We start from the raw sequence: 26,935 nt of genomic DNA on the forward strand, positions 1-26,935 counted from the left end.
TTACGCCGCGCTGGGCAGCCCCATTTCAAATGTAGTGATCGGAAAAGTGATGATCCAAAGCGTGCCTTTTTCAGACACAAAGTCAATGTCGCCGCCAATTTGTTCGACAAGTCTGCGAACCAGACCAACTCCATGGCGCTTGCTGCCCACTTTTTCGGCAAACCCTTGGCCATCGTCACGAACCGCAAGGGTCGCTCTGCCAGGCACATCCGGGTCAACGATCAATGATACGACTATGGCACCATTCCCATCTGGAAAAGCGTGATCATAACTATTGGTCACGAGTTCGGCCACGATTATGCCCAATGCCGTGACCATGTCTAAGTCAAGGGTCACTGAAGCGCTGTGGCACGTCATTGAGATATGATCTGTGTTGGCATCCTGAATTTCAGCCAGATTTACACAAAGCGATTCCAAATACCTTCCGAAATCGGTCGCGTGAGTCATTTCGGTTCCCAGCAGGTTTTCATAAACCTTAGCCAAGGTGAATACACGCCGCGCAATAGCCCTTAAGCCCCGCTGGCCCGTCTCATCATTTGTATCGTCTAGCTGCTTGGTCAGCATGCCATAAATTAACTGAAGATTGTTGCGGACCCTGTGCTGAAGCTCCTCCGCCAAGACCTTTTTTTGGTCGAGAAGACGATCTTTCTCGGCGACAAGGGTTTTCATTTCCTGAATGGTTGTTTGAAGTATTTCAGTTCGCGCCGACGTGGCGACCGCTTCGGCCAGCACGTTGGCGAACCCTGTCAAAAAGTCGATGTCATGCTGATCGTAGTTATGCTGAATATCGCTATCGATCTCAAGAATGCCGTAGGGCTGGTTATCTTTTATAGGAATGACCACATCGACTGTGGAGATGATGCCATGTTCGGCGTAAAATGCAGGCAACTCGAACGTTGTGTCAGTGCGCAAGTCATTTGAGATGGACGGCTCGCCAGTGACAAAGGCGCGACCTTGCGGCGAGCTGACATCTGCCCTTGAAACCACATTGCCGATGACACCTGGCTTCCAGCCATGACCGGCCTCAACGAGCAGGTCATTTTCCTCAGCCCGGTATCGGCAGATCTTGCTGAAACTTACATCCAGTCCGGACGCGCAGACCCGCGCCGCTTCGGTCAGAACCTTATGCAAATCGGCTTCGCTAAGCGCAAAGCTGCCGAAGCTGGCGATCGCGGCCTGCTGTCTCAGGAGTTTATGTATTCTGGCAAGGTTCTCAGGCATGGAACGTTTCACGATCAGCTATTGCGGGCTTTAAAAGCTTGAAACCGCGCGGGTGGGGTAATGAACTGTGCCCGGTCAAGACAATTTCACTGATGATACTCAGGCTGCACAGCAGGTCCTTTATTAGATAAGGCTTTACGAGGCTTGCATCTCCGTCCGCAGATGTAAGTTCGAACTGGGTTATATTGCCACTGGCGAATAGAACTCCAATACGTTTAAGTCTGTTTAGTTCGGCCGCTACATCCGTACCGATGCCGCCATCGGCCAGACGCAAATCTATGATCGCCAGATCCGGAAGATGACTCTTGGCCAAAGAAATCGCCTTGGGGACGGTTCTTGCTATCCCGCAAACCGAGTAACCAGAGCCAACGAGAAATTCCTCAGTCATATCGGCGATCATTAGGTCGTCCTCAACGATTAAAACCTTTAACATCGTGGATCCTTCAGATGTTGCGCCGCTCCGGTGAGATTGCGTTTTCAACCTCTGCTATTTTGACCTCCAAGCCGTCCGTGTGGAGATGTAGGTATTTCGGCATGTTTACGGCGGCTCAAGGACGCGGGTGCATGGGTCTCAGGGGTGGCGCTTAACTTAAACCAGTATTCCTCAAGGGTTCTGATAACCTGCTCATAACCGTCAAGTCCTATGGGTTTGGTCACAAAACCGTTGACGTAGGTTTTGTAAGTTTCAAGCAAATCCGCTTCTGAGGTGGAATTGGTCATTATAATGATTGGGATTAACCTAAGCTCTGAATCTGCCTTCGCCAGTTTGAGAAAGTCGATACCGCTGATGTAGGGGAGATCAATGTCGAGCAGGATAATGTCCGGGAATGGGGTGTTTAAAAACCCACCCTCGCGCCGCAAAATGCTCAGACCTATCTCGGCGGTTCGGGCGATGGTCACATGGGTGGGTATGTCGGCTTTTTTGAAAGCTCGCTGAACTAAAATGGCATCTTCATGACTGTCTTCGATCAGGAGCACTTGCGGCATTTCGGCTCGTTCGGCGATAGTCGTCATTGTATTTGCTTTCAGCGTGTTTAGTGGGTTGCCTCGTTGGTTTTATTACGACCGCAGCACTTAAATGTCTTGGCGAAGGCCTTGACGAATTCTTTAAGTAGGAAAGGGCTAAAGTAACTGGATCATGTGCCGGGCCGGCATCATGGGCATTCCGTGTGCCGATGGCTCTAAGGTCAGGCAGCCTGTGTAAATGAAGTCGGCCGCAATCAGGTTTTCGGCAACAATCATGTCATCAACAAAATGCCAAGCATGGATAACTTTTAACAGGTTGTTGTCCTGTATCCACTTGATAAGCCCCTTCATGATATCAACGGCGTAGTCATGTTCACGAAATGATCGCCTGATGAATAGTGACAGGCACGGGCCGAAACATTGAAACCCTAATTGGCTTGCGCTTGGGTAGGGGCTGACGGTGATGAAACCAAGAGGGTGCATATCGGCAGTTAACACCGCCCATTTCCAGAAATGAGGCCGTCTTGTATTGAACGTGGGACGTATCTTTCTCCGACTGGAAATGGGTTTCGGTCTACAGACGCCAATTGGAATGTAACTGTGTCTGTCAGTTATTTCGCCATGAAACGTTGTCATATGAGAAGTCCCTTCTCGTAGACGTAATTTAGCGCTTCAGTTCTAAATTCGATTAACGTCAGTCAACGTATGGGAGTAAACGCCAATTATTCAAAACTCATATTCGATATCCTTTGTTTTGAGTAGGCTCGGAAAGTACGCATGAAGTAATATTTAGCCGCCAATTTTGCCCGAAAATCTGGCTTTTAGGGCTTTCTAAGCGCAAATTTCGCGGCTTCAGAAGAGGGGCGTCACACTTGGGAAAGCCCCCGGTTCAATATTAGACAGGAAGGTCAAGGGTAAAACGTTTGCCTTTGTTGGGTTCGCTTTCGACGCTTATCGTTCCGCCCATGAGTTCAACCAACTGCTTGCTTATCAGAAGGCCTAACCCTGTACCGCCTGGTACGCGTCGGTCAATTTGCGTGAATTTTTTGAAAGGTTGAGCTTGACCTTCAAGGCTAATCCCCGGACATACTCTTTTTCGGTAAACTTTATCGCGTTGCCGATCAGGTTGTGAAGAATCTGCCGAAAACGCGGAGCATCAAGCATCAAGCATCATGCACTCAGCTAGAGGCATAACCACCTCATGTTCCCGAGTATCGAACCACAACCGCCTGTGCGAGATATTCTGAACCGGATTGGTGATAGCTGGAGTTCGCTGATGCTCTGCGCTCTGGCGCATGGTGGCAATGGTTTTCAATTACCTCCATCACGTCCAGAACGAATTCTCTTCCCATCTTAATCTGTGCCAAGGTCATCTTCATCGTGACAAGGGCGACGGGCGTATATTGATATACTCCCATTCGGATTCAAGCGGAGTCAAAAACCAAGGCGAACATACAAACAATGACACAGGGCGAATTCATTACCTTAGCGCATCAACCCCAAGCTCCCGTCACATCCATTCAAAGCTGTAAGTCTTCGCTCACGGAGCTCCTGGGGAAATTTATTCGTCGTCTTGTTTGTCATAGCCCTATCTGCTCACGAGTTAGGGGCGCTGGCAAACCCGGGGCGGTTCAGTCGCTATGTTTACTGTAAGGGATAAATTTGTTAGTCTCATTTCGAGTGTGATGCAACTGCCTCCCGAATTTGTCGACCATGTTGCTGATCCCAAAGTATCCCGAAGAATTAAGTCTAAGCGTAAGTGTGTGCGCCCCGCACGAAACGATTTGGAGACTTCCATGACGGTTTCCCTGAGCAAGCTCGCGAAAATCCATTGCTCAGCGTTAATGGCTCTGATCGTGATGAGTTGCCTGGACGTCATCAAGGCTGCAGAAGCGATTGCGCCTCCAAGGGATGGTCTGACTTTTGCGAGCTTTGGCCCGTTGAATACCGACATCTTCATTGCCGATGCTGATGGCAGCAATGCCAGACCTATCATTGCCAATCCCGCACTCGATTCAAACGCGTCATTCTCGGCTGACGGTGACTGGATACTATTCACCTCAACGCGTAACGGCTCGTCTGATATTTATCGGGCTCGCCTCGACGGCAAGGGCGTCGAACAACTGACCCATAATCCTAGTTTTGATGACCAAGGCGCGCTTTCACCAGATGGACGACACCTTGCTTTTGTATCCAGCCGCGAGGGTCAGGCTGACATCTGGGTGGTCGATTTAAAGACGAAAAAGCTACGCAACCTCACGCGCCATCCCGGCGGCGACTTCCGCCCTGCTTGGTCGCCTGACGGCCAATGGATCGCATTTTCTTCTGACCGCCTGTCTACGAAGAAAAAACATTCCTTTGTTACGCTCCATTCCACGGAACTGTTTGTAGTCCGTACAGATGGAACGCAGTTGAGACAGGTAACCTCTCAAGACGCCTTTGCGGGCAGCCCGGTTTGGTCTTTAGACGGTCAGTCGCTGATCTATTACGAAGCGAGCCTTGAGGATGTTCAGAAAATCACCAGCCCCCGGCGACTTCGCGGGACAACCCAGATCGTCAGCATCACTCTGGCGACCGGAGAGCGCAATCAACTCACAGATGGCCCCGGTGAGAAGTGGTCACCTCATGCGTTGCCGGATAAGCGCATTGCTTACACTAGCGGTGGACCAGAAGGTGGGATCGATTTTATAGGCAATGCAACCGGCGCACGCGGCGAAATGCGTAATCCCTACTGGTCTGTGGATGGAAAATCGATGGTTTTTCAACGAGAAACCAGCACAGTTTGGCCGCCCTGGCAGACCTTGGCCAGCCGGACACCTGAAATTTGCCTTATCCGAACAGGTATTTTTGCTTCCGCTTCACCTGACGCAAAGCAAATACTCTTGAACGACCAGACGGCTGGCGCCCTGCATAATGGCATTCTTGTTATGAACATGGATGGTTCAAACCGGACTTTATTATTCGGCGATGCAAAACTCAGTGCTTTGGCACCCGTTTGGTCAGCCGACGGCGAGCAAATTGCTTTCGGTTTCGGCGGCTTTTTTCAGAGCGTTACCGGCTCGGCAATAGCGGATATCGCCGTTATGCGCGCCGACGGTACGGGACTGCGTATTTTGACCGATGGATCCGGCAATTACGGCTTCCCAAGTTGGTCAGCCGACGCAAACCAGATCGTTTACCGTTCGGCAGGTAAGGACAAAAATGGGCTGTCCATCCTCGATGTCAAAACGCAGGTGACGAGAGAACTGACTAGGGGCGGACATGAGAATTTTCCTTCCTGGTCGCCAGATGGCAATTCCATCGCCTTTACGAGTGATCGGGATGGTGACTATGACATCTACATCATCAAGCCTGATGGTTCAGATCTCAAGCGCTTGACACAATCGCCGGGCAACGACGCGCACAACGTGTGGTCGCCTGATGGCCAATGGATTGCCTTTACGAGTTCTCGCGGGGGATTCAAGGATGAGGCCGCGCTTCATCCCTATAACCCTCAACCCTACGGGGATCTATACATCATGCGTAAGGATGGAAGCGATATACGCCAGATGACGGACGATCAATTTGAAGATGGAACACCAGGCTGGTTTAAAATACCAGATACGGGCTCCAAACCTCAAACATCTTCTTCCTGTACGCTTTGAGCTTGGCCCCGGCCAGCAGAATGACATGGCTTCGGCTTGTGATCTGATGCACGGATTACGCGCTGAAAAAGTTCTCGCCGACCGTGCCTGCTATGCCGATAGCCTGCATGGTCTCATTCTCGAACAAGGTGGTGAGCCGGTCATCCCGCCCAGACGCCATCGCAAATACCAGCACAATTACGATCGCATCGCCTACAAACAACGCTGGGGGATCGAAGGCTTCTTTGCCGAACTCAAGCAATGGTGGTGTATTGCCACGCGATATGACAAGCTTGCCGCTAACTTCCTCGGATTTATCAAAATCGCCAGTCTCATGCTTTGGCTTAAATGATTAATTCGTCACCACAGCCTAGTGCTTAGGGCTTCTTCAAGCTCTGGCATTTGGGACAATTCATATAAGACGATTCTATCAATGATCCGCATAATAGGATCGTCCATAACGATCAGGGCTTACTCAGCCAAGCGTAATCTGATGTTTTATGTCATTGATAGATTTTCAAATGCGATCATGTTGTCGCCATGATCGAAATCTTAGCAACCATTGCGCTGATTTTGTTACCCATCCTTGCGATGGTGGCGGAGGTTATTCGCCGCCGGATCGATGCCAGACCGCGCCAGCTGCCACCGCACTTTAAACCAAAGTCTGCGATCCCTGATGATCCGTCCGAAGGTGTGCGGGTCAAGGGGCGCGGGGTGAGGGTGCGGATAAAGAAATGACCATGTGACGTTTTGCCGACTCGGCCTAAATCGCGGGCGAAGAGGTGCTTATGGTCGATCAGGAAAAGTTGCGTGATGTGATCGCGGTCATTGAAGCCGTGATTGCGGGGATAGGCGGGGCCGCGGCAAATGTGCCAAAAGGCCAAGCCTGCGCATTGGGGACGCTAATGTCCATGCTGCGGAATTATCAGCGCATCGCGGCCGCGATCACTGATCGGACACCAAATCAAGTAGATCATGGCGAGATCGAGCGCAGCCTGTCGGGTTTAAAATGGCTTAGCCACGATCCTTACGTCCTCGATGACTTTCCAGCAGGGCAGGCGATAGGGCCACACGTTGATTATCCTGCGGCCATAGCCAGCGTCCTTCAGGCCGCCAGGCTGGCCATAATGCCGAAGAATGATGCGTGAGGCTGTTTAGGCCTTGGCGTCTTCCTCGTCATGGGCCATGGCCGAAACCAGTGACAAAACTTTGCGACGAAAGCTGGGGTTTTTGATTTTCGGGAAATATTGAGCGAGTTCCAGCCCTTCGGTGGTTTGAAGGAAGCTTAAAGCGTCACTTTCGCTGCGGGATATTTCACCGGATGAATCCAAATCGCCGTCTACAATGCCTTCAAAGAAATAGGGTACAGGCGCTTTGAGGGCCTGGCTGATCTCAAACAGCTTAGAAGCGCTAACCCGGTTCGATCCGCGTTCGTACTTCTGGATCTGCTGGAAGGTCAAGCCAACCTTATCGCCAAGGTTTTCCTGACTCATGCCCATAAATTTGCGGCGGATACGAATGCGGTGTCCGACGTGAACGTCAATGGGATGCGGTATTTCTGCCATTATTTGCCTACCTGAATCATGGATTGCGAGGGGCTGGTAATTACAGGTGAAACGTGTGCAGTGCAAACGAAAACAATCTATGGGTTTGTTCTGGGTTCTGACGGCTAAGGGCGGGCGCGTCGCGCCCGGTAAAGCTCAGCCTGTATGATGCCGACGGCCAGGGCCAGAAGAAGCCCATACCCACCAAACATATTCAAGGGCGTCAGGTAAGCGAACCAACCATGGTAACCGGTAAAGGACGCGGCAAAATGGGTCAGGATGGCCAGCAACTGAAAACTGGCGGCAAAAAGCGTCCAGGTTTTTCGTGACCAGACGAAAAGCCAAATTAGCGCTACCGTCACGATGATATCTAAGACCGCGATAGTGGTGGTCGGAAGGCCATTATGTTTAAGGAGTGCGGTTAGACACCAACCCCCAACGATAATGGCGGCACCCACCCGTTCGGTGAGGCCGCCACGCCAGAGCGCCCAGAGCCCTATGATGACAGCAACAGCTAAACCTGCCTGAGCGACCGTCATGCGAAGACCGAAATATTATGCGGCAGCACTCGCAGGTACAAAGCCGGAGCCTGTGCCGCCGCCACGTTTATCATCTTCGGGTTTATCGTAGGTGCCGACCGCCACCGTGCGGCAGCCAATCTGGGTTTTGACCGTATCGAGGTGGGCGTGAGCGGCGACGATGGCCTGACGCGCTTTGGCCACGGCCTGAATGGCATTGACCACTTCGTTGATGGCGTCCTGGCCAATGGTAATCGATAGGTTGCCATCAATGCGTAATCTCGAAAGGGTTCCGATCAGGTCGCCGCCTTTGGACAGCGCGTCTTCGATTGCATGTTCAAACACAAATAACTCGGCTGCGCCAGCGCGTGCCATATCTGCTTTTTTCATTTCATTTCTCCATTTTCTTGGGAAACGCCGTTTCCGGCCGGGTTAACCAGCCGGATGCTGAAATTTATCCGGACTGGGATTTCAGGTATTGCGCCGCTGTCATGATGCCCAATACGCAGGCGATCAGGCCCGCCATGAACACAACGATGGTGCCTGCGGCAATCACGACTAAAGCGATGCATTGAATTGGGGTTAGGCTTGCCAACCACGCGATGAGGTTTCGCCCTCGCTGGTCAGCCATGCCGTGGCGGCGATCACTGTAAAGGCCGCCTTCGACGGGCCTTCCACGCCAATTAGCGTTTCCACTGCCGAGATTATGTTCGGGATTTCGGATGATCTGTCCGGGTTCGCCAGCATCGCCCAGGCGATCTGAAGATCGGTCAATGAGATCGTCAGGTGGGGATCGGTTTTCAGCTTGTTTTGGGTCATCGGCATCCTCATTTACGGTTGGCGCCACAGCGTCCGTTGGTGATGAGGATGGCGGAATACGGGCGGAATTAACTATCCCTCTTGAGCGGTCTCCCTCGCCAGGGGGGAGGGGAAATTCAGCTTCGTAGCTGGCAAATAGGAGGGCGGCTTCGCGACTGGTGCTAACTCCAAGTCGTTTGCGGGCCTCGTCTTTGTGGGTCTTTACGGTGTGCTCAGATATTTTCAGAAGGCGCGCAATTTCCTTGGCCTGAAGGTGCTGAGATGTCAGGCGCAATATTTCTCTTTGGCGCTGAGACAGTTCCTCAATCTTAGTAAGTGATGCAGCCATGCCGCCCCCCTCCCGACTCACAATACTTTGGGATGAACTAGGTTAATCAGACAATTTGGGATCGCACCAGAGGGTCTTATTCAGCAACCGTTGACTTATTTCTGGAATATAAGAATATTCCATTGGGCAATAAAAATAGGGCTGGTAGATGATCACCTATAACAAAGCGGCCACAGCAACGATGGCGGCTGTCATTGTATTAAGTGCGGGCGCAGCGGGGGCAACCGCATGGAAGTTTGCAACCGATAATGCCAAGGCAAATCAACCGGTTGACCATTTTCGTCAACGCGTAAATGCCATCAATTCTCAGGCTGATCAAATGCAGGCTGAGACGATTATCATTGGCGATAGCCTGACCGAATTTGCCCGCATTGATTCGCTCTGTGGTGGGGCGGTACTTAATGCCGGAATCAGTTCAGCCTCTATCCAGGACACTAGCCGGTGGGCCGGTGAGTTGATCGAACGATCAAAAGCCAAGCGCGTGATTTTCGCCATAGGCAGCAACAATGCCAAAAACCACTTGGCCGCCCGTCCGGTAGACGAAGCCATGAAGACCTATCGCCAAATCATCACTAATGCCAAAGGGCGCGACATCGCCATTGCGACCTTACCGGCCATCAGTGAAACCCGTGAAGGTTTTAAAGCCAGCTATATCGATGACCTCAATGCCGGGATACGCACCTTAGCCGCTGAGGTGGGCGTGCCGGTCGTTGAACTGGATCAGGATTTACCGACCATCGACGGTATCCATCTTACGGCGGACGCCTACAAGATATGGCGCGCGCAAATGGGTACGGTCTGTAAGGTTTAATTGGCGTGGTATCAAAAATTTCCTCTTTTTGATTAATCCACCATGGATCATGTTAACGCTTTCGACATTTTCTCAATCGTCACTTTGTGTCGCGTTTTTAGGTTTTACTGTCAGACGCGACTGTCCGGTATATGGAAACTCGCAGCAACTCATAAATTGCCGCTTGGGGCGTATGGCGCCCGAAGGCCCCAGTAGAGATTGCTTGCAGTCAGCTGAGATGTCGGACGGTCAGTCGCTCCACAAGAAAGTCAACAAAAACGCGAACACGCGCGGGCATATGGCTGCCGCCCACAAAGACCGCATGGATCGGCTCGCGGTCTTGGGGGTTGAAATCATCGAGGAGGACAACAAGCTTGCCGGCCGTAATTTCGTTCGCGAGATGGAAGTTTCCGACGCGGGCAATGCCAACGCCTTGCAGAGCTAATTGGACAAGGGTCTCGCCATTGTTGGCTTCGATGGTGCCCGAAACCCCTAACGCGTAATCGTGCCCGTTCTTGCGAAACGGCCAGCCGGGTTCGATACGGGGAAAGTCGAAATTCAGGCAGTTGTGGCTAAGTAAATCCTCGGGCACCAGAGGCGTGCCTTTACGCGACAGATACTCTGGCGAGGCCACAATCGAGCGTCCTGTGTCGCCCAGGCGCCGGGCGGTCAAAGGACTATCCGACAGGGGGCCAAAGCGGATGGCGACATCGGCACGGCCACCCAAAACGTCGACCAAGGTATCGCTGAGACTGATATCGAGCCGTATCCCCGGATATCTGTCCGAAAACTCCCCTAATAGCGGCACGATAACCAGACGACCGTGGGCCAAGGCGGCACTAACCCGCAGGCGGCCTCGCGGAACGCCCTGATCGGCTATGGCGTCTTCGACTTCAGTCAGATCAGCAAGGATGCGCGCGGCGCCTCGGGCGTAGGCTTCCCCCTCCGGTGTCAGGGTGATCGACCGTGTCGTGCGCACAATCAAACGCACACCCAGGCGCGTTTCTATACGGGTAATCGCCCGGCTCACGGCAGAGGGGGTAAGTCCCAGCCGTCGCGCCGCGCCCGAAAGACTTTGCTCACGCACCACGGCAGCAAACGCTTCCATTTCACCTGACCGGTCGGCCATTTCACGTTTCATTTGTGAATCCTACGCACAGAACCTTGTCTTAAAGGCTGCCTAAACAACAAGGCAAAAAGCATTCATATTGTTAGGGCACATAATCAGGAAAATTTCAATGAAGCCTAATCTTCCTCTTCTGGCGCTGGCAACAGGCGCCTTCGGCATTGGCGTTACAGAATTTGCGCCCATGGGCCTCCTGCCGATCATGGCGGCGGATCTGGGCGTGTCCATACCTGCAGCGGGGTTACTCGTCAGCGCCTATGCGATGGGGGTGTTAATAGGTGCGCCCATCATGACCCTGACGACGGGGCGCGTTCCCCGGCGAACATTGTTAATCGGACTGATGGCCATATTCACGATCGGCAATCTCGTGTCAGCGATCGCGGGTGACTACACCTTGCTGCTGATCGCGCGTGTGGTCACTTCGTTTAATCATGGAGCCTTCTTTGGTGTAGGGGCGGTTGTGGCCTCAAGTTTGGTTGCGCCTGAGCGGCGAGCCGGGGCTGTCGCGGCCATGTTCATGGGCTTGACGATCGCCACGATCGGCGGCGTGCCTCTCGCCACCTGGGCCGGGGAGGTTATGGGCTGGCGCGCGGCGTTCTGGGGGATCACCGGGCTGGGTATCGTGACCATGATAAGTCTGCGAGTGTCTTTGCCAGAGCTTCCCGCCGATAAGAACGCCGATATGATGACGGAATTGCGAGTCCTGAAAAAGCCAGCGGTGCTTGCAGCCTTGGCCCTGACCGTCGTGGGGGCAAGTGCGATGTTCACGGTCTTCACCTATATTGCCCCGATCCTGCAAAGCGAGACCAAGGCCTCCACCGCTTTCGTGACGGTAATGCTGGTCATCTATGGCCTGGGCTTGACTGCAGGCAATTGGCTGGGTGGCCGGTACGCCGACCGCTCGATCGATGCCACCCTGATTGTGACACTCGCGGGCCTTGTGGTGTTGTTGGTTCTGTTCGCCTGGGGTATGCGCTGGCCCGTGCCTGCGGCCATACTGATATTCTTATGGGGCACGGCGAGCTTTGCACTGGTGCCGCCCTTGCAGACCCGCATCATGAACGTTGCCGCCGACGCGCCCAATCTGGCTTCAGCCATGAACGTCGGTGCCTTCAATCTGGGCAATGCCGTAGGGGCGGCGTTAGGCGGGGCGGTCATCTCTGCCGGACTGGGCTACCCTGCGGTGTCATTGGCGGGCGCGGTCATGGCAACCGCAGGATTGATCATGGTTCTTTGCCTGCGTACTAAGCCAGTGGTGAAGGTAGCTGAGCCGCAAAAGTGTGCGTAATGCAAGCGCGAGTTGATCAGTAAGGTTAGTTTGTGTTCACGAACTGGGCATGCGCATCTTTGAGGAAGGTCGCCGGTTATTGCGCAGAGGCGACGCTTTTAGGTAAACTGAGGCAAGGGCCGATTCTGTATGACGATCGGTGACATGCGGGGCTTTCTATGACCTATCAAAAATTCGGCCTTGGTCGTCACAGACCGCCGGGCGTGTGGGTAGAGACCACCCTGGCTGAGTCCGTTGCAGGCATTCCTCATCGGCTGCCGTATGTCAGATCGTGGCTCAAGGCCGTCAAACGCGCAGAACGGCAAGGGCTCTATTACGGCCTTGAGCTTATCCCGGAACCCTTAAATTCTCATGATGAAAATGCCATTCAGGTCGTGGGCCTCGTTGAGCGCAATTGGCCGTTCATGGCCCCGGTCATTGAGAGCTATCACATTGGCTATGTCCCCGCGTTTACGGCGGCGGAACTTCAGACCGATATTATCTCCCAAGGCTTGCGGCTTGGCGGTGAACTTTACAGCATATATATAGAGGTCACGGGTCACATCGACGTCAAGTTCGTGGCCTTGGCACCTCCCGGCTATGAATACACTGAGCGCATAGAAAAACGTGGCTGACGCCTTGGGGCTTGCCTGTTACAGACGACAGTCGCTGCATGCGTTGTCGAGTGTCGTGGGAGGCCTACGTGAAGCCTGTTTCTAATCAACTGGATATGTTTGGGGCACCGTCGTCAGTGGACGCTGACCGACGTCGGTCACGTGCCCGCGACAACGCGTTGCCTGTTGACGAAGCGGAGATGGTGCGTCGCCTGACGGAAACGGGCCGGTACCGAATTTTGACGAAGTTGCCTCAGCGAGTGGTTGTGACCGAACGGCGCCCTGGTTTCCCGAGAATTGGGGTGATTGTCGATACCGAAACCACCGGGCTGAGTTTTCGTACTCATGAAGTGATAGAGTTTGGTGGGGTCGCCTTCAGCTTCACCGACGAGGGTGAGATGGGGGACGTGCTCGAAGTGTATGGCGGTCTTCAGGAGCCAACAACCCCGATCAGTGATGAGATTACCCAATTGACTGGCATTACTAATGATATGGTCATAGGGCAGAGCCTAGATATTTGGGCAATTGAGCGGTTAATCAGGTCGGCGGATCTGGTCATTGCCCACAATGCAGCCTTTGATCGTCCGTTTTGTGAGTTGATTTCGCCTGTCTTTGGTGATGTGCCCTGGGCGTGCTCCAACGCTGAAATCGGATGGTCCGCGCGCGGATTTGAGGGCAGTAAACTGGGCTACCTTGTGGGCCAGTCCGGTTTCTTCCATGAGGGCCATCGCGCCGTCGATGACTGTTTTGCCCTTCTTGAAGTGCTGATGGCGCCCGTCACAGATGAGGGCGCATCGGCTTTCACGGAACTCTATCAGGCGAGCCTACAATCCAGGGCGAAAATTTGGGCGCTGTACAGTCCATTCGAGACGAAAGACATCTTGAAGGCGAGAGGGTATCGCTGGTCGGACGGAACGGATGGTCAGCCCAAATCCTGGTGGATGGAGGTCGCAGAAACTGATCTTGACGCTGAACTGATGTTTCTGCGCAGCGATATTTATCAGCGCGCCGATATCGAGCCTGTCATTAGAATATTATCTGCCGTTGATCGCTTCAAAGCCTAATGTACGGTCAGACATCCCGTATCTTCCATTCCTCTTTGCCCCGAAAAACTTTATCAGGCCGTGACTTTTAAGGTCGGAAATATCCCGCCGCGCGGTTCGAATGGTGACATTCCATTCGTTCGCAAGGCTTTGCGCATCGCAGTGAGAGCCGCGTTTGAGTTCGCTGATAAACCAGCTCTGGCGCTCATTGAGATTGGTTGTTGTGACATTTATTGTGACATCCTCATCAACGCGTTTGGGCGTATTGCGGCCGATATCATGTCGTCTGGACACGGTTCGTTTAGGGGCGGGATAGAGCTGAAAGGCATCCCATAGATCTTCCCCGCCGATCTGCATCAGGACGAGCCGCAATATACCGGGAGAGGTTCTTGCTAGAACAAGTAAGTGTCTGGAAGATGGGACATTTCTGGCCTGATACCAGTTTGTGACGGTGTTGAGGTTTGCGCTTGTAATCTGACCAATTTGCTTGATGGCGGATGCCATGTCTCCGAAGTCTTCACGAAGGGCTTTGGCAACAATTTTTGCCAGTTCAAGGTCGGAAGAAACGCTTGATTTTACTCCCAAAACTCGCCTTGTTTTTGCAAGCGACAATCTGTCCCCTCCCACGCTAAAATTCCCCGCCGCCTCAGAAGTCGCGGTCAGTGCTAACGCCTTCGGGAGCGGGATTTATGAACGCAGGAATGACAATCGGGAGCGAAGAAACCTCCAGGCGCAGACGCGGTGCGATGTATGTCCGCATGTCTACGGACCACCAGAAATACTCGACGGAAAATCAGGCGGACGCCATCCGCGAGTACGCCGAACGGTTCGCTATCGACATTGTCCGGACCTATACCGACTCTGGCAAGAGCGGCCTGAGCATTGATGGACGCGAGGCATTGCAGAGCCTGATTGCCGACGTGCAGTCTGGTGCGGCCGATTTCACAACCATTCTCGTCCTTGATGTCACCAGATGGGGACGGTTTCAGGATGCCGACGAAAGTGCCTATTACGAATACATGTGCCGACGTGCGGGTATCGACGTGCACTACGTTGCAGAGCAATTTGAGAATGATGGCAGTCCGGTTTCAACCATCGTTAAGGGCGTTAAACGCGCGATGGCCGGAGAGTACAGCCGCGAACTTTCCGGCAAGGTCTTCGCCGGCCAGTGCCGCCTTATAGAGATGGGCTTTCGGCAGGGCGGTCCGGCAGGATTTGGCCTGCGACGGGTCCTGCTCGACGAACAACGCAATCCGAAGGGGGAATTGAAGCGGGGGGAGCACAAGTCGCTTCAGACGGACCGGGTGGTGCTGGTAGCCGGACCTGAGGATGAGGTGGTGATCGTAAAGTGGATCTACAAAGCCTTTACTGAAGAGGGACTGCGTGAGTCAGAGATTGCCGCCCGTCTAAATCAGCGTAGCGTGAAAACTGACCTTGGCCGAAACTGGACCCGTGGTGTCGTGCACGGCATTCTGACCAACGAAAAATATATTGGGAACAATGTTTTCAATCGGCGGTCATTCAAACTGAAAAAGCGACGGGTCGAGAATGACCCGGATATGTGGGTCCGCGCGGATGGAGTCTTTGAGGCGATCATTGAACCGCGCCATTTTTACACAGCTCAGGGCATAATCCGCGAACGAAATCGAAAGTTTACGGATACGGACATGCTGACAAGGCTGAAAGCCCTGCATGAGCGCCAGGGCTGGCTTTCAGGTATCCTGATCGACGAGACAGACGACATGCCGTCAAGTGCCGTGTACGCCTATCGCTTTGGCGGCCTGACACAGGCTTACAAACTCATAGGTTATGATCCAGGCCGCGACCTCACGTTCATCGCGGACAACCGGCATATCAGGCAGATGCACCCTGAGATTATAGCGGATGTCCTGAACCAGATCGGGCAACTCGGCGGTAAGATCCGGGTAGACGAGCAAACAGACTTCCTTATCGTCAATGAGGAAATCAAAGCCTCACTGGTTATCAGTCGTTGCGGTCAGTCCGCATCCGGTAAAAATCGCTGGCAGATACGGTTTGATGCCGGCCTGATGCCTGACATCACGATAGTCGTCCGAATGGCTGCCAATAATCGCGACGTTTTCGATTACTATCTGATCCCGGCGATAGATATTGAAACGCCAAAAATACGGCTCGCAGACAACAACCACCTTGCGCTGGATGCCTACCGCTTCGACGATCTTGAATCATTCTTTCTCATGGCTGAGAGAGCGGACCTGCCGGTGGCGGCGTGAGTGGCGCGAAGGGTCTGCGTGTCGGTAAAATTGCAAAGATACCGATTGATCGCATCAACATCCTGAACCCGAGGGCGCGTAATCAGAAGATATTCTTCGATATGGCGACCAACATGACACAGGTGGGTATGAAGCGACCCATCATGGTGACGGCATGTCGTTCCGGCACCGCTGATAAGGACTATGACCTCATCTGTGGCCAGGGGCGCCTCGAAGCATTCCTCGCTTGTGGCCAAATCGAAATACCGGCGATGATCATTGATGCCAGTGAGGAGCAGGCTCTGATAATGAGCCTGGTGGAGAATCTTGCGCGACGCCAGCATCGGTCCGCTGACATACTCCAGGGTGTCGAAATCCTGGCAAAGCAAGGGTATGACGCGGCAACGATAGGCAAAAAGACTGGGATGTCCACGGAGTACGTCGATGGCATTCTCAACCTGATGGCAAAGGGGGAGCAGCGTTTGTTGACGGCGGTGGAGAACGGCCAGATCCCGATGTATCTCGCTATTCGCATAGCTGAGGGCCCGGAAGAGGAGCAGTTGGCTTTGCAGGATGCCTATGAGTCCAATCAGCTTAGGGGCAACCGTCTCTTACTGGCAAAGAAACTTATGGACACGCGCCGCCGCTGCGGGAAGGCTTACACCGGCCAAAAGCGTGTAGGGCGGGAAAAGAGCCAAAGGGCGTTTTCGGGTCAGGACGTGATGAAGGTCTTTCAGCGGGAGTTGGACCGCAAACGCCTGCTGACTAAAAAAGCGGATATTGCCGCGACACGGCTTACCTTTGTGACGCAAGCCTTACGGGAATTAACCCAGGATGAAAACTTTTGTACGCTCCTGCGGGCTGAGGGTCTTAATACACTGCCGAAACCTCTGGCGTCACTTATGTCGGAACGGGGCGGGCATCATGGTTTCTAAGCGCAGTGGCGTTTTGAGACTGCCCCAAGTGCCGATTGAGGCCAGTTTCGACGAGCGCACCGTTGATATCGATATCGACCAGATCATCATGACTAAGGTCATGGACCCCAAGGTTTTCAAGAGCCATAAATACAAGCAGATTGTTGCCTCGACACGCGCCGTCGGCATTATAGAACCGCCAGCGGTGTCGCTGGCGGTAGGTATGAATGGCCGCTACTTTTTGAGGGACGGGCATCTGCGTCTCCATGCCCTTAAGGAACTCGGTGAGCGGATCGTGACCTGTCTTGTGGCGTCAGACGACGAAAGTTTCACCTACAATAAGCATATCAATCGTATCGCATCGATCCAGGAACATAAGATGATACGGCGGGCCATTGAACGCGGGGTTTCCGAAGAGAAACTGGCTGAGGCTCTGAATCTCGACGTTCGCCGCATTATCGAAAAGCGGGATATGCTGGAAGGCATCTGCCCTGAGGCCATAGAACTCCTCAAAGACCAGTTTATCGCACCCAAAACGTTTCCGGTTCTCCGCAAAATGAAGCCTCTGCGGCAGGTCGAAGCGGCAACGCTGATGAATGATGCCGGTATCTACACCAAGCCCTATGTGATGGCGCTGCTGGCAGCCACACCAAAAGCTCAACTCGTCCATCCTGAACGCGCAAAGAAGATCAAGGGACTAGACGAGGATCAGATGGTGCGCATGGAAACCGAAATGGACAGCCTGCAACGCGAATACCGCCTGATCGAAGACAGCTACGGTAAGGATGTCCTCAACCTGACTTTGGCGAAGGGGTATTTGGGAACCTTGCTCAACAATGCCAGAATTGTCCGTTATCTGTCGAACCATCAACCTGAGATTTTGAGCCAGTTTCGGCAGATTTCCGACATGACGAAGCTTACAAACTAAACTTGGACCTAACTTTGTGAGTAGACGGTCGAAAGGGGCGAAAATGTAGAGGAGCCGACTATTTAGTCCCCCGCTAAGCAGCGATGGATAGCTTCAAACCTAGCGCCTTAAAGACGGCTAGAAGCGTTGTGAGCGTTGGGTTTCCATTGCTACCAAATGCTTTGTAAAGCGCCTCACGAGACAAACCTGTTTCGCGCGACAAATCACTTATGCCGTGGGCGCGAGCCACGTCATTGAGAGCAACGCGGATTTCTTCAGCGTCACCGTCCTCGAAGATAGCGGCCAGATAGGCAACCGCTGTTTTAGGATCATCGAGGAACTCCGCCACATCAAAAGGTCGGATGGTTTCCATATTATAATTCTTTCAAAATATCCTTGGCGCGACGGATATCGACATCTTGTGAGTCTTTGTCCCCTCCGCAGAGTAGGATGACGACTTCTTCACCCTGGAAGGCGTAATAGATCCGATATCCCGGTCCGAAGTGAATGCGAAGTTCGTGCACACCGTCGCCTACAGATTTGGTGTCGCCGAAATTGCCGGTTTTAAACGCCTCAGAATTTGGGCCTTGGCCGTTGTATCCTTAAGCTCCTTTAGCCATTTGGAAAAGCGGTCGGTTCTTTGAATGATCATAAGATCGGTTCCTGGTTATATTTAGTTGGGTGCAGATATTGGTCATTTGAGATGTCCTTGCTTGATAAACGCGTGCCATGGTCAAGGGAGGAGCACGCGTCGAACCGTAACCTCCATTGCGGATGATAACTATAGTACATAGATGGGAAATTGTCAACTTTAGTTATCGAAAGAGGATTTTCGTAGGGGCCGAACCTTGAACCTCGTCAACCAGTCACAATGCTGGTTTGCAGCGCTTGGGCGGTGCGAACTGCCTCGGATTTGTTGAAGGCGCTAAGCCGTGAGTATTGGGTATCGCCCACGCGGCCATCCCCGCTAGCTCGACGTAGGGCATGGCAGTTCTTTCTTACTGGGTTTGGTAGATCGGCGTGTGCTCTCGACAAACCAGGCTTCAAGTGTGGCACGGCTATAACGTACGACCTTGCCAAGCTTGGAATAAGCCGGGCCCGTTCCTCGGAAACGGTACTTTTCCAGAGTTCGCGGCGACAGGTGCATTAGCTCCGCCGCTTCAACGGTGGTCAGATATTGACGTTCAATTGGCATATTGGCTTTAGTCATCGTTTCATCCTTCAATTTATCGATGTTGCTGGAAGGGGAGTGAATGGGTGCCCTTTGACGCTTGGGTCAGGCGGCAAGGTGCTCTGATTTTTGGTGAGAACCTTGGTAATGAACGCATTCCATTTTTTCATACCTGCGCGTTTTTCAGGCATGTAGTGCCACCGGTCGTAATTCTTTGAGCTGACATCCTGAAGCGCATGGTTCTGAATGCGATCCCGAATTTCCTTTGAAACGCCCGCTTTTCCAGCCAGGGTTTTCCATGTCCGCCGCAAATCGCGGTTGGTAGCGTATGGAATTACGCCACGCTCGCGTTGACGCCAGACAAATGTATAGAGAGTGCTTGCGCGTACCGGTTTGCTTGGGTCGGTTTGCGAAGGGAAAAACCAGCCATATTCGTTCGGCGTGATGCCCTCAATTAACTCTGCCGCCAAATCGGGAACAGGCAGAGCGTGCGGCCTGTCATTCTTCGTCTTTGACCAGTCGATGATACGCTCCGACGCATTCCATTGAGAAACGTGTAACTGGGCAATCTCATCAACACGCTGTCCGACGAGCATTATAAGCCTGACGGCACGCGTGTACGGAGGATGGACGGGTGTGTCCGGGCATTCGAGCCAGCGATACAGGCGAACGAACTCTTCCTCACTTAGCCAGCGCGTACCTACCTTTTTCGGTTCGGTGGGAATGCCTGCTGCAGGATTGTAAACTAAGCGAAATCGACGAGGAGAAGAGGTGCGATAGTCGTGTTCTGATTTCAGCCCCCAACTAAACGCGGCACGAATATAGCTGCGCACATGATCAGCCATAGAACGCGCCCCACGTTCATAAATGGGCCTGATGACAGCAGTGATTTCGTCAGGCTCGATATTCCGTGCCGGCCGTGTTGGCCCCAACAACTCGGCAATCTTATTGAGACCCTTTTCCGTTTCGACCCATGAAGGCTTTCCCGCGTCTCTCAGCGATTGGATGTACCCGGAGAATAAATCTTCTACAGAGCCAATTCGTGTATCTCCCGCAACTTTGATGCTTCGCTTTTTTTGAATGACGTTTGAAAAGTCCCGGGCAAATATCTCGCGAGCTTCGGCTAACGACATAGAGGGATAGGCTCCAAGTTTTTTCTTTACGCGCTTTCCGTCGCGCCATTGTTGAGCCATCCATTCGGCTGTCACCCGCCGAGGCATGGGCTTCAGGATCAGGACAAGGCGCCCGGTCCCTCGTCCTTCGCCATCACTCAAGTTCTCTTGTTTTTGGGCAATCTCTACACGCTTAATGGCATGACGGATTTCGAGATTCGTTAGGCAAGGCATATCGTTCACCATTTATGTCAGGTGGGATCACTTCCGATATGAGGGAGTGTGATTGGGAGCGGCTGAGTGATCAATCACCCTTCCGCCGTCACCAACTATGCCTTCGCCAGACCATTTGTGACAAACGATAAAAACTGATTTAAATCAGTGGCAAAGAGAGGAAAAGTGGAGAAAAAACGGCGTGCCGTGAACTGATTGTGAACTAAGATCACATTGCTGGCCGAAAGTTCCAGGGCCCTGCGCATAACCTCCCGCGGATAGGCCGGGGCGTGATCGACTGTACCGTGGCCCATGATCTCGTCGGCTATGAGTTGGTTTTTCTTATCGAGGAAAATGATGCGAAACTGCTCACGCGGCTCATAGGCCAAAGTCACCCGCAGATAGGCGATCAGTTGTGACCACGATGACAAAACCGTGGCGCGCTTAAGCGGTTCGGCCAACAACCGGCGCGTCGCCTCAAACATCAGTTGCAGGTCAAGGGCAATTTCCGGCGTGATCTTGAGCGCCCGGCCAGCATTATCGAGCGATGACACCTGAAGCATGTCCTCAATCGGCGCGGACAGGGCGGCGGGCAGGCTGCCAAATCTGGCAATCAGCGCCTTGGCCAGCGGTTTGACATCGCGCTGAGGGATTGAGCGAAACAGGAACAGTTCCAGCAATTCATAATCGGGCAGGGTAGACACCCCGGCCTTGCGCGCGCGGTCACGTAAGCGGTTACGGTGGCCGCCATGTTCCGGCAGAGCGGCTTCTGTGATGCTGGTGCCCCCCTCAGCCATTCGCTTTACAAAACCGGCAGAGGTCGGAACTGATCGGTGCGTGACGCGGTGAAGATTTCCACCCCATCCTTGGTGACGCCGACGCTGTGTTCGCACTGCGCCGTCAGGGACTTGTCGCGGGTCACGGCGGTCCAGCCGTCGTTCAGCACCTTCACGTCCGGCTTGCCGAGGTTGATCATCGGCTCAACGGTGAAGAACATGCCTTCTTCCAGCTTGGGGCCGGTGCCCGCCTTACCGAAATGCAGGACATTGGGATTGTCGTGGAACACCTGACCGACGCCGTGGCCGCAGAAATCGCGCACAACCGTGCAGCGCTGAGCCTCAGCATATTTTTGAATGGCGGCGGCGATGTCACCGAAAGTGTTGCCGGGCTTGATCTGCGCTAAGCCAAGGCGCAGGGATTCGTAAGTGATATCGACCAAGCGCTTGGCCTTGGAATTAACTTGTCCCACATCGTACATGCGTGAGGTGTCGCCGTGCCAACCCTCAACGATCACGGTCACATCAATATTGACGATATCGCCGTCTTTGAGGGTCTTTTCGCCGGGAATGCCGTGGCAGACAATGTGGTTGGGCGAGATGCAGACGGTATGATAATAGCCGCGATAATAGATGCAGGCGGGCAGGGCACCGTTGTCCAGAATGAACTCCCGCGCCAGATCATCCAGATAGGAGGTCTTAACCCCCGGCACGACATAGGGGATCAGCATATCAAGGCAATCGGCGGCCAGCCGTCCGGCTTTGCGCATGCCTTCGAAATCGTCCGCCGTGTGGATGCGGATCGACTGTGAGCGGACGAGGTAATCTGAATCTGTGGTCATGACGACAATATAACCTCTCAAATCCCGAAATACCAGACCACGTGGCCCTGACGATGCCCTTATAATGTTTGAAACATCAGCGACTGAAATCTTATGCGGCGACAGCGATCATGGACTTACAGTTTTAATATCAGGAAGATACAGATGGCCGCTACAGGTTCGCAAAACAATAACATGCTCATGACCATTCTGGCGGTCGCCGTAATAGCCATCATTGCGGTCGCCGCCATATTTATGATGCAGGACAATCGCTCCAGCAGCGAACGGGTAGCCGATGCCGTAACGGCCCTGCCGCAAGGTGTCGATAATGCCGCCAATGAGTTGGGTGATCAGTCGCCGGCCGAGAACATCGAGCGCAACGCCGAAAAGGCCGCTGAAAAGGTTAACTAGGTTCAGATTTCATATGAACACTAAGCCGGATGCTGTTGATCAGCATCCGGTTTTTTATGTGATGGTTAGCGTGTGGTGAAACCGCAGGCCGGTTTCATCAAAGCCGAAACTCAAGGCCACGATCTCTACCCCAGCCATGCGGGCGGCGCGGTAGGCGGCGGCGAATTTCGGATCAAGGTCAGCGCAAACATCAAAGCGATCCACATCATCGCGCTGCACGCAAAACACGACGACCGCGCGATACCCGGCGGCGACCATATCAATCAGCTCATAAAGATGTTTGGCCCCGCGCTCGGTCACGCAGTCGGGAAATTCGGCCAGTCCCGGCGTGCGCGACAGGTGGACGTTTTTCACCTCGACATAGGCATCAACATGCACCGGATGATCCTCAAGTTTAAGGTCGATGCGCGAATTATGGCCATATCTGACTTCGGGCCGGATAACGGGATAGCCGTCAAGTGAGGGGATAAGCCCTGCCACAATCGCGTTCCTGATCAACAGGTTGGGCCAGCCGGTATTGACACCCACCCATTGATCCCCTTCTTTCAGGGCCTCCAGCCGATATTTCAGCTTGGCTTTGGGGTTTTTTGATTCGGTGATCAGGGCGGGCGTATCTTCAACCAAAAGCCCCATCATCTTGCCCGGATTAGGGCAATGGGCGGTGACGATCTCACCGGATTCCAGCCTTATGTCGGCAAAGAAGCGTTTGTATCTTGACACCAATCGCCCTTTTATGAGCCCATCCACGCGATGTTCAAAAGGGGTAATGTGTATGTGGCCCGATGACATGATCGACACGTATTTCCTGTATGGTTCATACGTCCATAAGGAGCCGAGCGCATGACGGTCAATGCCGAAAATTTAAACAATGAGTCCAATCCTACCGCTGCCATTGTTATCATTGGTGACGAAATCCTGTCGGGGCGGACGCAGGATACTAATGTCAACACTATCGCTAAATTCTTAGGGTCGCTGGGGATCGACCTGATGGAAGTGCGTATGATCCATGACGATGAAGCCCAGGTGGTGCGCACCGTCAACGCTTTGCGGGCGGATTATGACTATGTGTTTACGACCGGCGGCATTGGCCCGACCCATGATGATATTACCGCCGATTGCGTCGCCAAGGCCTTTGGCGTGCCTCTCGCCGAGAGGGCCGATGCCTTGCAGGTGCTGATCGATCGCTACGGCGGCCTTGATAAGCTCAATGTCAGCAGCCGGCGCATGGCGCGGGTGCCGGAAGGGGCCAGCCTGATCCTTAATCCGGTCTCCGGCGCACCGGGCTTTCAGCTTGGCAATGTCTTTGTCATGGCCGGCGTGCCGCGCATCATGGCGGGAATGCTGAACGACCTGCCGTATCGCCTGCGTCAGGGCCGTCAAGTTATGTCGCGCACCTTAAAAGCTCACTATGTGCCGGAAAGTCTGGCCGCCGACATACTGACAGAACTTGACCAGGCCTACAGCGATCTTAGCCTCGGCAGCTACCCCTACGGCATGTTCCCGGATGCGTTTGGTACGCAACTGGTGATCCGTGGGCGCAATAAGGACAGTCTGGATGAAGCGTTTTCGCGCTTAATCGCGGGGATGGATGATGTGCTCGAAAAGGCGAAATTGCGCTTCCCCGAAGCGGCGTTTGAGGAACTGACAGCGTAAAGTGTGTTGAGAAGAGTGACTATGAAAACGAGAACTGTATGTGTGTCGGCCCTGATGGGCCTGTCTTTGGTGTCCGTGGCGGTGTCGCCAGTATGGGCGCAGGCTAAACCTAAGTCCAAGGCGGAGCGAGTAGCGCCTGATATCAAGCTGGCCCCCGAAGTCGAGGCCGCCAAACTGCGTGATGCGGCGCTGAAAAGTAACGAAGCCTACGCATTTGTCTCGCATCTGACGACACGGTTCGGGGCACGTCCGGCGGGATCGGACTCTGAGCGAAACTCAGCCGTCTGGGCCGCCGAAGAACTGAAAAAAATGGGCTTTGATAATGTCCGTATCGATACGTTCCCGCTCGCTTTGTGGCAGCGCGGGGCGGAAAGCCTTGAGATCACTGGCCCGTTCGCCCAAAAGATGGTGGTGACAGCTCTGGGCGGATCAGGCGCCACGCCGCCTGAAGGGGTTACGGGTGAGGCCGCCATTTTTGAAACCTATCAGGATTTCACGACCTCAACCGCTGACCTTAAAGGCAAAATTGTCGTTATTCTGCAACCGACTGTGCGCACCCAGACCGGCGTGGGCTATGGCGTCAATTCCGGTTCGATGCGCAGGCAAGGGCCGGAAGCGGCCAAGGCGCGCGGGGCGATCGGCTATGTGATGCGCTCATTAGGCACCGAAGATCACCGCTTTGCCCACACGGGGGCGACTCGCTTCTTAGGCGACGAAGGCTTAGCCGCGCTGGCGATCTCACCGCCCGATGCCGAACAGTTCGAGCGTTTGTTGAAATTACAACGTGAGGGCAAGGCCGGGCCGCTTACCCTTAAGATGGTGTCGACGCCGAAATTCCTGGGCAATGGCACCTCTCAGAACGTCATAGCGGAAATCAAGGGCCGCAACCGTCCGAATGAGATTATCACCATCGGCGGGCATCTGGATAGCTGGGATCTGGGCACCGGCGCCACTGATGACGGGGCAGGTGTGGCCATCACTATGGCGGCGGCCAAGGTTATGATCGACCATAAAATGCGCCCTGAACGCACCGTCCGAGTCGTGTTCTGGGGCTCCGAAGAGGTCTCCCAACCGGGGGATAAGGGCCTGTCCGGGGCTACGGCCTACGCTGAAAAATACGCAGTCGCCGGATCGAATGAGACCCACATAGCCGCGGCCGAATCCGATTTCGGCGCCGATGTCGTCTATAGCCTCAGCCTGCCCAAGGCCAGCGATGAGACGTTTAAGGCTAAGCTTGGCAATGTGCTGTATCCGCTTAATATCTATACCGACCGCGCTGACTCTACCGGCGGCGGGCCTGACACCGGGCCTTTGAAAAACAAGGATGTGCCGGTGTTCGATCTTCAGCAGAACGGCACGGATTATTTCGATGTCCACCACACGGTCGATGATGTGCTTGAGCGCATCGACCCGAAAAAGATGGACCAAAACGTCGCCGCCTGGGCCGCCACCGTCTGGATGATTGCCAATACCAGCGTCACCTTCGCGCCGAACCCTAAGTAGCTTTAAACGGGGAAGATGTTGATAATATCATCAATCCTTCCCCCCTTTATCCCTTTGGCGCGCATTTAGTCTCGACGCCGCCATGCCCCTTAAGTATAAGGGCCGCTGGTTTTAAGCGGGCGTGGCGGAATCGGTAGACGCAACGGACTTAAAATCCGTCGGGAGCAATCCCATGCCGGTTCGAGTCCGGCCGCCCGCACCATTTCGGCAAAGCCGAAATGCTCTTTTGGTTTAGCGCTCAGCTCACCTTCGTTCGCTTTGGCGCCGCGCGGGCTGCGCGCCTCAATGGCGCTAGTCGCTTCGCTCCAACTGTTTCAATTCAAAACAAAAAAGCGGCCGGAATGACCGACCGCTTAAATGGGTACGCGACTTTATTCTTTTAAATCAAAGCACACCCAGCATCTGGGCGACCAGCGGATGGCGGACGATATCGCGGTCAGCCAGGCGCACGACCTTAATGGTCTCCACCGCTTCAAATTTATCCGCCACATCCCCAAGCCCTGACAGGCCGGGCAGCAGATCGGACTGCTGCGGATCGCCGGTCACGACCATCGTCGAGTTCCAGCCCAGACGGGTCAGCAGCATCTTAAGCTGGGTATAGGTGCAATTCTGGGCCTCATCAATCACGACAAACGCGTTGTTAAGTGTCCGGCCCCGCATGAACCCAACCGGTGCGATCTCAATAAGGCCTTCCTGCATCAGGGCCTTGACCCGCTTCATGCTGAGGCGGTCGGTCAGGGCGTCATAGAGCGGGCGCAAGTAAGGCGCCAGCTTGTCTTCCATATCGCCGGGCAGATAGCCGATCGATTCCCCGGCATCGACGGCGGGGCGTGACAGGACGATCCGTCCGACCTGACCCGCCTCAAGCGCTTCGACCGCTTTGGCTATGGCAAGATAGGTCTTGCCCGTGCCTGCGGGACCGAGTGCCAGCACCAGATTTTTCTCGTCGATAGCGCTGATGAGGGCGGCCTGACCTTCGGACTTGGGCTTAATGGTTTTGACATAGGACTGATCGCGGTCCTCGTTGGCACCCATAGGCGACCAGCTACCATGATTGACATGGATGCGGCGAACTTTTGCATCAGGGGTGGCAAAAGCTTCCGTATCCAACTGGCCTTCGCGTAAAAAGCGTTTGGCAGTGCGCTTGGTCATAATCATGGCTCCTTTAAGGGCATAAAAAAAGACGAGACCCGAAAAGGCTCGTCTGCGGCAAAAGTATCAGGGAGGAGGGCGAGGCGGTGTGAAAATCACTTTGAAAATCACTGGCCTCATACGCAGTGGGTGGTGCGGGGGGCGGCGGTGTGAAGCGCGAGTCAGACCCATATGCCGCCGGGGCGGAGATCGGGGGGCTGACAGATGACGAA

The 26,935-nt window shown here is 53.9% G+C and carries 32 protein-coding genes, 1 tRNA gene and 1 pseudogene; 15 read left to right on the top strand and 19 right to left on the bottom strand.

Annotated features, from left to right (window positions below; genetic code table 11):
- The 5 genes from IE102_RS13250 to IE102_RS18105 all read right to left on the bottom strand — a co-directional run bounded on the left by IE102_RS13250 (position 1) and on the right by IE102_RS18105 (position 3,265).
- Positions 1 to 1,221 carry a histidine kinase dimerization/phosphoacceptor domain -containing protein gene (locus IE102_RS13250; protein WP_189487474.1) on the bottom strand — a complete coding sequence of 407 codons (1,221 nt, stop codon included), beginning with the start codon at positions 1,219 to 1,221 and terminating at the stop codon, positions 1 to 3.
- On the bottom strand, positions 1,214 to 1,654 hold the full coding sequence (locus tag IE102_RS13255) for a response regulator (protein WP_189487477.1): 441 nt from the start codon (positions 1,652 to 1,654) through the stop codon (positions 1,214 to 1,216). The genes IE102_RS13250 and IE102_RS13255 overlap by 8 nt, the downstream gene beginning before the upstream one ends.
- Before the next feature lie 44 nt (positions 1,655 to 1,698).
- On the bottom strand, positions 1,699 to 2,235 hold the full coding sequence (locus IE102_RS13260) for a response regulator (RefSeq protein ID WP_189487479.1): 537 nt from the start codon (positions 2,233 to 2,235) through the stop codon (positions 1,699 to 1,701).
- Positions 2,236 to 2,343: 108 nt separating this feature from the next.
- On the bottom strand, positions 2,344 to 2,685 hold the full coding sequence (locus IE102_RS13265) for a hypothetical protein (protein WP_189487481.1): 342 nt from the start codon (positions 2,683 to 2,685) through the stop codon (positions 2,344 to 2,346).
- Between the two features lie 397 nt (positions 2,686 to 3,082).
- Positions 3,083 to 3,265, bottom strand: a complete 183-nt coding sequence (locus IE102_RS18105; RefSeq protein WP_189488018.1) for an ATP-binding protein — start codon at positions 3,263 to 3,265, stop codon at positions 3,083 to 3,085.
- Positions 3,266 to 4,046: 781 nt separating this feature from the next.
- Here IE102_RS18105 and IE102_RS13275 point away from each other — a divergent pair.
- From IE102_RS13275 to IE102_RS13290, 4 genes and pseudogenes are all read left to right on the top strand, one after another.
- Entirely contained in the window at positions 4,047 to 5,831 is a 1,785-nt protein-coding gene (locus IE102_RS13275; protein ID WP_505595773.1) for a hypothetical protein, read from the top strand.
- Positions 5,815 to 6,162 (top strand): annotated as a pseudogene (locus IE102_RS13280) (transposase); the annotation flags it as partial. The gene IE102_RS13275 and the pseudogene IE102_RS13280, both read left to right, overlap by 17 nt.
- Positions 6,163 to 6,350: 188 nt before the next feature.
- A complete protein-coding gene (locus IE102_RS13285; RefSeq protein ID WP_189487485.1) occupies positions 6,351 to 6,548 on the top strand; it encodes a hypothetical protein in 198 nt (65 codons plus the stop codon).
- A gap of 50 nt (positions 6,549 to 6,598) precedes the next feature.
- Entirely contained in the window at positions 6,599 to 6,958 is a 360-nt protein-coding gene (locus IE102_RS13290; protein ID WP_189487487.1) for a hypothetical protein, read from the top strand.
- Between the two features lie 6 nt (positions 6,959 to 6,964).
- On the opposite strand, the gene IE102_RS13295 is transcribed toward IE102_RS13290, so the two are convergent.
- The 4 genes from IE102_RS13295 to IE102_RS13310 form a co-directional block, all read right to left on the bottom strand.
- Positions 6,965 to 7,375, bottom strand: coding sequence for a helix-turn-helix domain-containing protein (locus IE102_RS13295; protein WP_189487489.1), 411 nt, complete (start codon positions 7,373 to 7,375; stop codon positions 6,965 to 6,967).
- Between the two features lie 104 nt (positions 7,376 to 7,479).
- The gene (locus IE102_RS13300) at positions 7,480 to 7,893 is read right to left on the bottom strand and encodes a hypothetical protein (protein WP_189487491.1); all 414 of its coding nucleotides are present in this window, start codon (positions 7,891 to 7,893) and stop codon (positions 7,480 to 7,482) included.
- 15 nt (positions 7,894 to 7,908) lie between these two features.
- Positions 7,909 to 8,262, bottom strand: coding sequence for a hypothetical protein (locus tag IE102_RS13305; protein WP_189487493.1), 354 nt, complete (start codon positions 8,260 to 8,262; stop codon positions 7,909 to 7,911).
- A gap of 64 nt (positions 8,263 to 8,326) precedes the next feature.
- The gene (locus tag IE102_RS13310; protein WP_189487495.1) at positions 8,327 to 9,019 is read right to left on the bottom strand and encodes a response regulator transcription factor; all 693 of its coding nucleotides are present in this window, start codon (positions 9,017 to 9,019) and stop codon (positions 8,327 to 8,329) included.
- Between the two features lie 148 nt (positions 9,020 to 9,167).
- Here IE102_RS13310 and IE102_RS13315 point away from each other — a divergent pair, with 148 nt between their 5' ends.
- Positions 9,168 to 9,830: an SGNH/GDSL hydrolase family protein gene (locus IE102_RS13315; RefSeq protein ID WP_189487496.1), complete on the top strand. Its 663-nt coding sequence runs from the start codon at positions 9,168 to 9,170 to the stop codon at positions 9,828 to 9,830.
- Between the two features lie 208 nt (positions 9,831 to 10,038).
- Here the strand turns inward: IE102_RS13315 and IE102_RS13320 are convergent, their stop codons facing one another.
- Positions 10,039 to 10,950, bottom strand: a complete 912-nt coding sequence (locus IE102_RS13320) for a LysR family transcriptional regulator (RefSeq protein ID WP_189487498.1) — start codon at positions 10,948 to 10,950, stop codon at positions 10,039 to 10,041.
- 97 nt (positions 10,951 to 11,047) lie between these two features.
- On the opposite strand from IE102_RS13320, the gene IE102_RS13325 reads away from it, so the two are divergent.
- From IE102_RS13325 to IE102_RS13335, 3 genes are all read left to right on the top strand, one after another.
- Positions 11,048 to 12,223: an MFS transporter gene (locus tag IE102_RS13325; protein WP_189487500.1), complete on the top strand. Its 1,176-nt coding sequence runs from the start codon at positions 11,048 to 11,050 to the stop codon at positions 12,221 to 12,223.
- 158 nt (positions 12,224 to 12,381) lie between these two features.
- Positions 12,382 to 12,837, top strand: a complete 456-nt coding sequence (locus IE102_RS13330; RefSeq protein WP_189487502.1) for a hypothetical protein — start codon at positions 12,382 to 12,384, stop codon at positions 12,835 to 12,837.
- A 68-nt stretch (positions 12,838 to 12,905) separates the two neighbouring features.
- On the top strand, positions 12,906 to 13,880 hold the full coding sequence (locus tag IE102_RS13335; RefSeq protein ID WP_229807762.1) for a 3'-5' exonuclease: 975 nt from the start codon (positions 12,906 to 12,908) through the stop codon (positions 13,878 to 13,880).
- On the opposite strand, the gene IE102_RS13340 is transcribed toward IE102_RS13335, so the two are convergent.
- Entirely contained in the window at positions 13,851 to 14,471 is a 621-nt protein-coding gene (locus tag IE102_RS13340; protein WP_189487507.1) for a DeoR family transcriptional regulator, read from the bottom strand. The genes IE102_RS13335 and IE102_RS13340 overlap by 30 nt on opposite strands.
- 77 nt (positions 14,472 to 14,548) lie before the next feature.
- On the opposite strand from IE102_RS13340, the gene IE102_RS13345 reads away from it, so the two are divergent.
- Genes IE102_RS13345 through IE102_RS13355 form a run of 3 tightly spaced genes read left to right on the top strand, consistent with a single transcriptional unit; the run spans position 14,549 to position 17,932 of the window.
- On the top strand, positions 14,549 to 16,111 hold the full coding sequence (locus tag IE102_RS13345; protein WP_189487508.1) for a recombinase family protein: 1,563 nt from the start codon (positions 14,549 to 14,551) through the stop codon (positions 16,109 to 16,111).
- Positions 16,108 to 17,025, top strand: a complete 918-nt coding sequence (locus IE102_RS13350) for a ParB/RepB/Spo0J family partition protein (RefSeq protein ID WP_189487509.1) — start codon at positions 16,108 to 16,110, stop codon at positions 17,023 to 17,025. The genes IE102_RS13345 and IE102_RS13350 overlap by 4 nt, the downstream gene beginning before the upstream one ends.
- On the top strand, positions 17,015 to 17,932 hold the full coding sequence (locus IE102_RS13355; RefSeq protein ID WP_189487510.1) for a plasmid partitioning protein RepB C-terminal domain-containing protein: 918 nt from the start codon (positions 17,015 to 17,017) through the stop codon (positions 17,930 to 17,932). Before IE102_RS13350 ends, IE102_RS13355 begins: the two co-directional genes overlap by 11 nt.
- Before the next feature lie 73 nt (positions 17,933 to 18,005).
- Here IE102_RS13355 and IE102_RS13360 read toward each other — a convergent pair whose 3' ends face one another.
- From IE102_RS13360 to map, 6 genes are all read right to left on the bottom strand, one after another.
- Positions 18,006 to 18,284: an addiction module antidote protein gene (locus IE102_RS13360; protein ID WP_189487512.1), complete on the bottom strand. Its 279-nt coding sequence runs from the start codon at positions 18,282 to 18,284 to the stop codon at positions 18,006 to 18,008.
- A 1-nt stretch (position 18,285) separates the two neighbouring features.
- Entirely contained in the window at positions 18,286 to 18,435 is a 150-nt protein-coding gene (locus IE102_RS18130; protein WP_229807763.1) for a type II toxin-antitoxin system RelE/ParE family toxin, read from the bottom strand.
- Positions 18,436 to 18,878: 443 nt separating this feature from the next.
- The gene (locus IE102_RS13370) at positions 18,879 to 19,121 is read right to left on the bottom strand and encodes a helix-turn-helix domain-containing protein (RefSeq protein ID WP_189487514.1); all 243 of its coding nucleotides are present in this window, start codon (positions 19,119 to 19,121) and stop codon (positions 18,879 to 18,881) included.
- An 11-nt stretch (positions 19,122 to 19,132) separates the two neighbouring features.
- Positions 19,133 to 20,440: a tyrosine-type recombinase/integrase gene (locus tag IE102_RS13375; protein WP_229807764.1), complete on the bottom strand. Its 1,308-nt coding sequence runs from the start codon at positions 20,438 to 20,440 to the stop codon at positions 19,133 to 19,135.
- A gap of 83 nt (positions 20,441 to 20,523) precedes the next feature.
- Positions 20,524 to 21,204, bottom strand: a complete 681-nt coding sequence (locus IE102_RS13380) for a JAB domain-containing protein (RefSeq protein ID WP_189487518.1) — start codon at positions 21,202 to 21,204, stop codon at positions 20,524 to 20,526.
- Positions 21,205 to 21,209: 5 nt separating this feature from the next.
- Positions 21,210 to 22,025 (bottom strand): type I methionyl aminopeptidase, encoded by an 816-nt coding sequence (map, locus tag IE102_RS13385; protein ID WP_189487520.1) that lies wholly within the window; start codon positions 22,023 to 22,025, stop codon positions 21,210 to 21,212.
- 144 nt (positions 22,026 to 22,169) lie between these two features.
- On the opposite strand from map, the gene IE102_RS13390 reads away from it, so the two are divergent.
- A complete protein-coding gene (locus tag IE102_RS13390; RefSeq protein WP_189487522.1) occupies positions 22,170 to 22,415 on the top strand; it encodes a hypothetical protein in 246 nt (81 codons plus the stop codon).
- 54 nt (positions 22,416 to 22,469) lie between these two features.
- Here IE102_RS13390 and sfsA read toward each other — a convergent pair whose 3' ends face one another.
- The gene (sfsA, locus tag IE102_RS13395) at positions 22,470 to 23,204 is read right to left on the bottom strand and encodes a DNA/RNA nuclease SfsA (protein ID WP_189487524.1); all 735 of its coding nucleotides are present in this window, start codon (positions 23,202 to 23,204) and stop codon (positions 22,470 to 22,472) included.
- A 51-nt stretch (positions 23,205 to 23,255) separates the two neighbouring features.
- Here sfsA and IE102_RS13400 point away from each other — a divergent pair, with 51 nt between their 5' ends.
- The 3 genes from IE102_RS13400 to IE102_RS13410 all read left to right on the top strand — a co-directional run bounded on the left by IE102_RS13400 (position 23,256) and on the right by IE102_RS13410 (position 25,773).
- On the top strand, positions 23,256 to 24,068 hold the full coding sequence (locus IE102_RS13400) for a competence/damage-inducible protein A (RefSeq protein WP_189487526.1): 813 nt from the start codon (positions 23,256 to 23,258) through the stop codon (positions 24,066 to 24,068).
- 21 nt (positions 24,069 to 24,089) lie between these two features.
- Positions 24,090 to 25,571: a M20/M25/M40 family metallo-hydrolase gene (locus IE102_RS13405; protein ID WP_229807766.1), complete on the top strand. Its 1,482-nt coding sequence runs from the start codon at positions 24,090 to 24,092 to the stop codon at positions 25,569 to 25,571.
- A gap of 115 nt (positions 25,572 to 25,686) precedes the next feature.
- A tRNA-Leu gene (locus IE102_RS13410) sits at positions 25,687 to 25,773 on the top strand.
- 182 nt (positions 25,774 to 25,955) lie between these two features.
- Here the strand turns inward: IE102_RS13410 and IE102_RS13415 are convergent.
- On the bottom strand, positions 25,956 to 26,729 hold the full coding sequence (locus IE102_RS13415; protein WP_189487527.1) for a PhoH family protein: 774 nt from the start codon (positions 26,727 to 26,729) through the stop codon (positions 25,956 to 25,958).
- Positions 26,730 to 26,935 lie beyond the last annotated feature (206 nt).

Origin of the sequence: Asticcacaulis endophyticus (assembly GCF_014652575.1) — a bacterium.
Taxonomy (GTDB): domain Bacteria; phylum Pseudomonadota; class Alphaproteobacteria; order Caulobacterales; family Caulobacteraceae; genus Asticcacaulis; species Asticcacaulis endophyticus.

Bases quoted from the DNA above. Each gene is read 5' to 3' on its own strand.
- IE102_RS13300 (WP_189487491.1), bottom strand. From the start codon at position 7,893: ATGACGGTCGCTCAGGCAGGTTTAGCTGTTGCTGTCATCATAGGGCTC.
- IE102_RS13400 (WP_189487526.1), top strand. From the start codon at position 23,256: ATGACGGTCAATGCCGAAAATTTAAACAATGAGTCCAATCCTACCGCT.
- IE102_RS13375 (WP_229807764.1), bottom strand. From the start codon at position 20,440: ATGGTGAACGATATGCCTTGCCTAACGAATCTCGAAATCCGTCATGCC.
- IE102_RS13305 (WP_189487493.1), bottom strand. From the start codon at position 8,262: ATGAAAAAAGCAGATATGGCACGCGCTGGCGCAGCCGAGTTATTTGTG.
- IE102_RS13260 (WP_189487479.1), bottom strand. From the start codon at position 2,235: ATGACGACTATCGCCGAACGAGCCGAAATGCCGCAAGTGCTCCTGATC.
- map (WP_189487520.1), bottom strand. From the start codon at position 22,025: ATGACCACAGATTCAGATTACCTCGTCCGCTCACAGTCGATCCGCATC.
- IE102_RS13325 (WP_189487500.1), top strand. From the start codon at position 11,048: ATGAAGCCTAATCTTCCTCTTCTGGCGCTGGCAACAGGCGCCTTCGGC.
- IE102_RS13255 (WP_189487477.1), bottom strand. From the start codon at position 1,654: ATGTTAAAGGTTTTAATCGTTGAGGACGACCTAATGATCGCCGATATG.
- IE102_RS13285 (WP_189487485.1), top strand. From the start codon at position 6,351: ATGATCGAAATCTTAGCAACCATTGCGCTGATTTTGTTACCCATCCTT.
- IE102_RS13250 (WP_189487474.1), bottom strand. From the start codon at position 1,221: ATGCCTGAGAACCTTGCCAGAATACATAAACTCCTGAGACAGCAGGCC.
- IE102_RS13290 (WP_189487487.1), top strand. From the start codon at position 6,599: ATGGTCGATCAGGAAAAGTTGCGTGATGTGATCGCGGTCATTGAAGCC.
- IE102_RS13370 (WP_189487514.1), bottom strand. From the start codon at position 19,121: ATGACTAAAGCCAATATGCCAATTGAACGTCAATATCTGACCACCGTT.
- sfsA (WP_189487524.1), bottom strand. From the start codon at position 23,204: ATGTCATCGGGCCACATACACATTACCCCTTTTGAACATCGCGTGGAT.
- IE102_RS13380 (WP_189487518.1), bottom strand. From the start codon at position 21,204: ATGGCTGAGGGGGGCACCAGCATCACAGAAGCCGCTCTGCCGGAACAT.
- IE102_RS13355 (WP_189487510.1), top strand. From the start codon at position 17,015: ATGGTTTCTAAGCGCAGTGGCGTTTTGAGACTGCCCCAAGTGCCGATT.
- IE102_RS13275 (WP_505595773.1), top strand. From the start codon at position 4,047: ATGAGTTGCCTGGACGTCATCAAGGCTGCAGAAGCGATTGCGCCTCCA.
- IE102_RS13330 (WP_189487502.1), top strand. From the start codon at position 12,382: ATGACCTATCAAAAATTCGGCCTTGGTCGTCACAGACCGCCGGGCGTG.
- IE102_RS13390 (WP_189487522.1), top strand. From the start codon at position 22,170: ATGGCCGCTACAGGTTCGCAAAACAATAACATGCTCATGACCATTCTG.
- IE102_RS13415 (WP_189487527.1), bottom strand. From the start codon at position 26,729: ATGATTATGACCAAGCGCACTGCCAAACGCTTTTTACGCGAAGGCCAG.
- IE102_RS13360 (WP_189487512.1), bottom strand. From the start codon at position 18,284: ATGGAAACCATCCGACCTTTTGATGTGGCGGAGTTCCTCGATGATCCT.
- IE102_RS13345 (WP_189487508.1), top strand. From the start codon at position 14,549: ATGAACGCAGGAATGACAATCGGGAGCGAAGAAACCTCCAGGCGCAGA.
- IE102_RS13320 (WP_189487498.1), bottom strand. From the start codon at position 10,950: ATGAAACGTGAAATGGCCGACCGGTCAGGTGAAATGGAAGCGTTTGCT.
- IE102_RS13310 (WP_189487495.1), bottom strand. From the start codon at position 9,019: ATGGCTGCATCACTTACTAAGATTGAGGAACTGTCTCAGCGCCAAAGA.
- IE102_RS13295 (WP_189487489.1), bottom strand. From the start codon at position 7,375: ATGGCAGAAATACCGCATCCCATTGACGTTCACGTCGGACACCGCATT.
- IE102_RS13405 (WP_229807766.1), top strand. From the start codon at position 24,090: ATGAAAACGAGAACTGTATGTGTGTCGGCCCTGATGGGCCTGTCTTTG.
- IE102_RS13315 (WP_189487496.1), top strand. From the start codon at position 9,168: ATGATCACCTATAACAAAGCGGCCACAGCAACGATGGCGGCTGTCATT.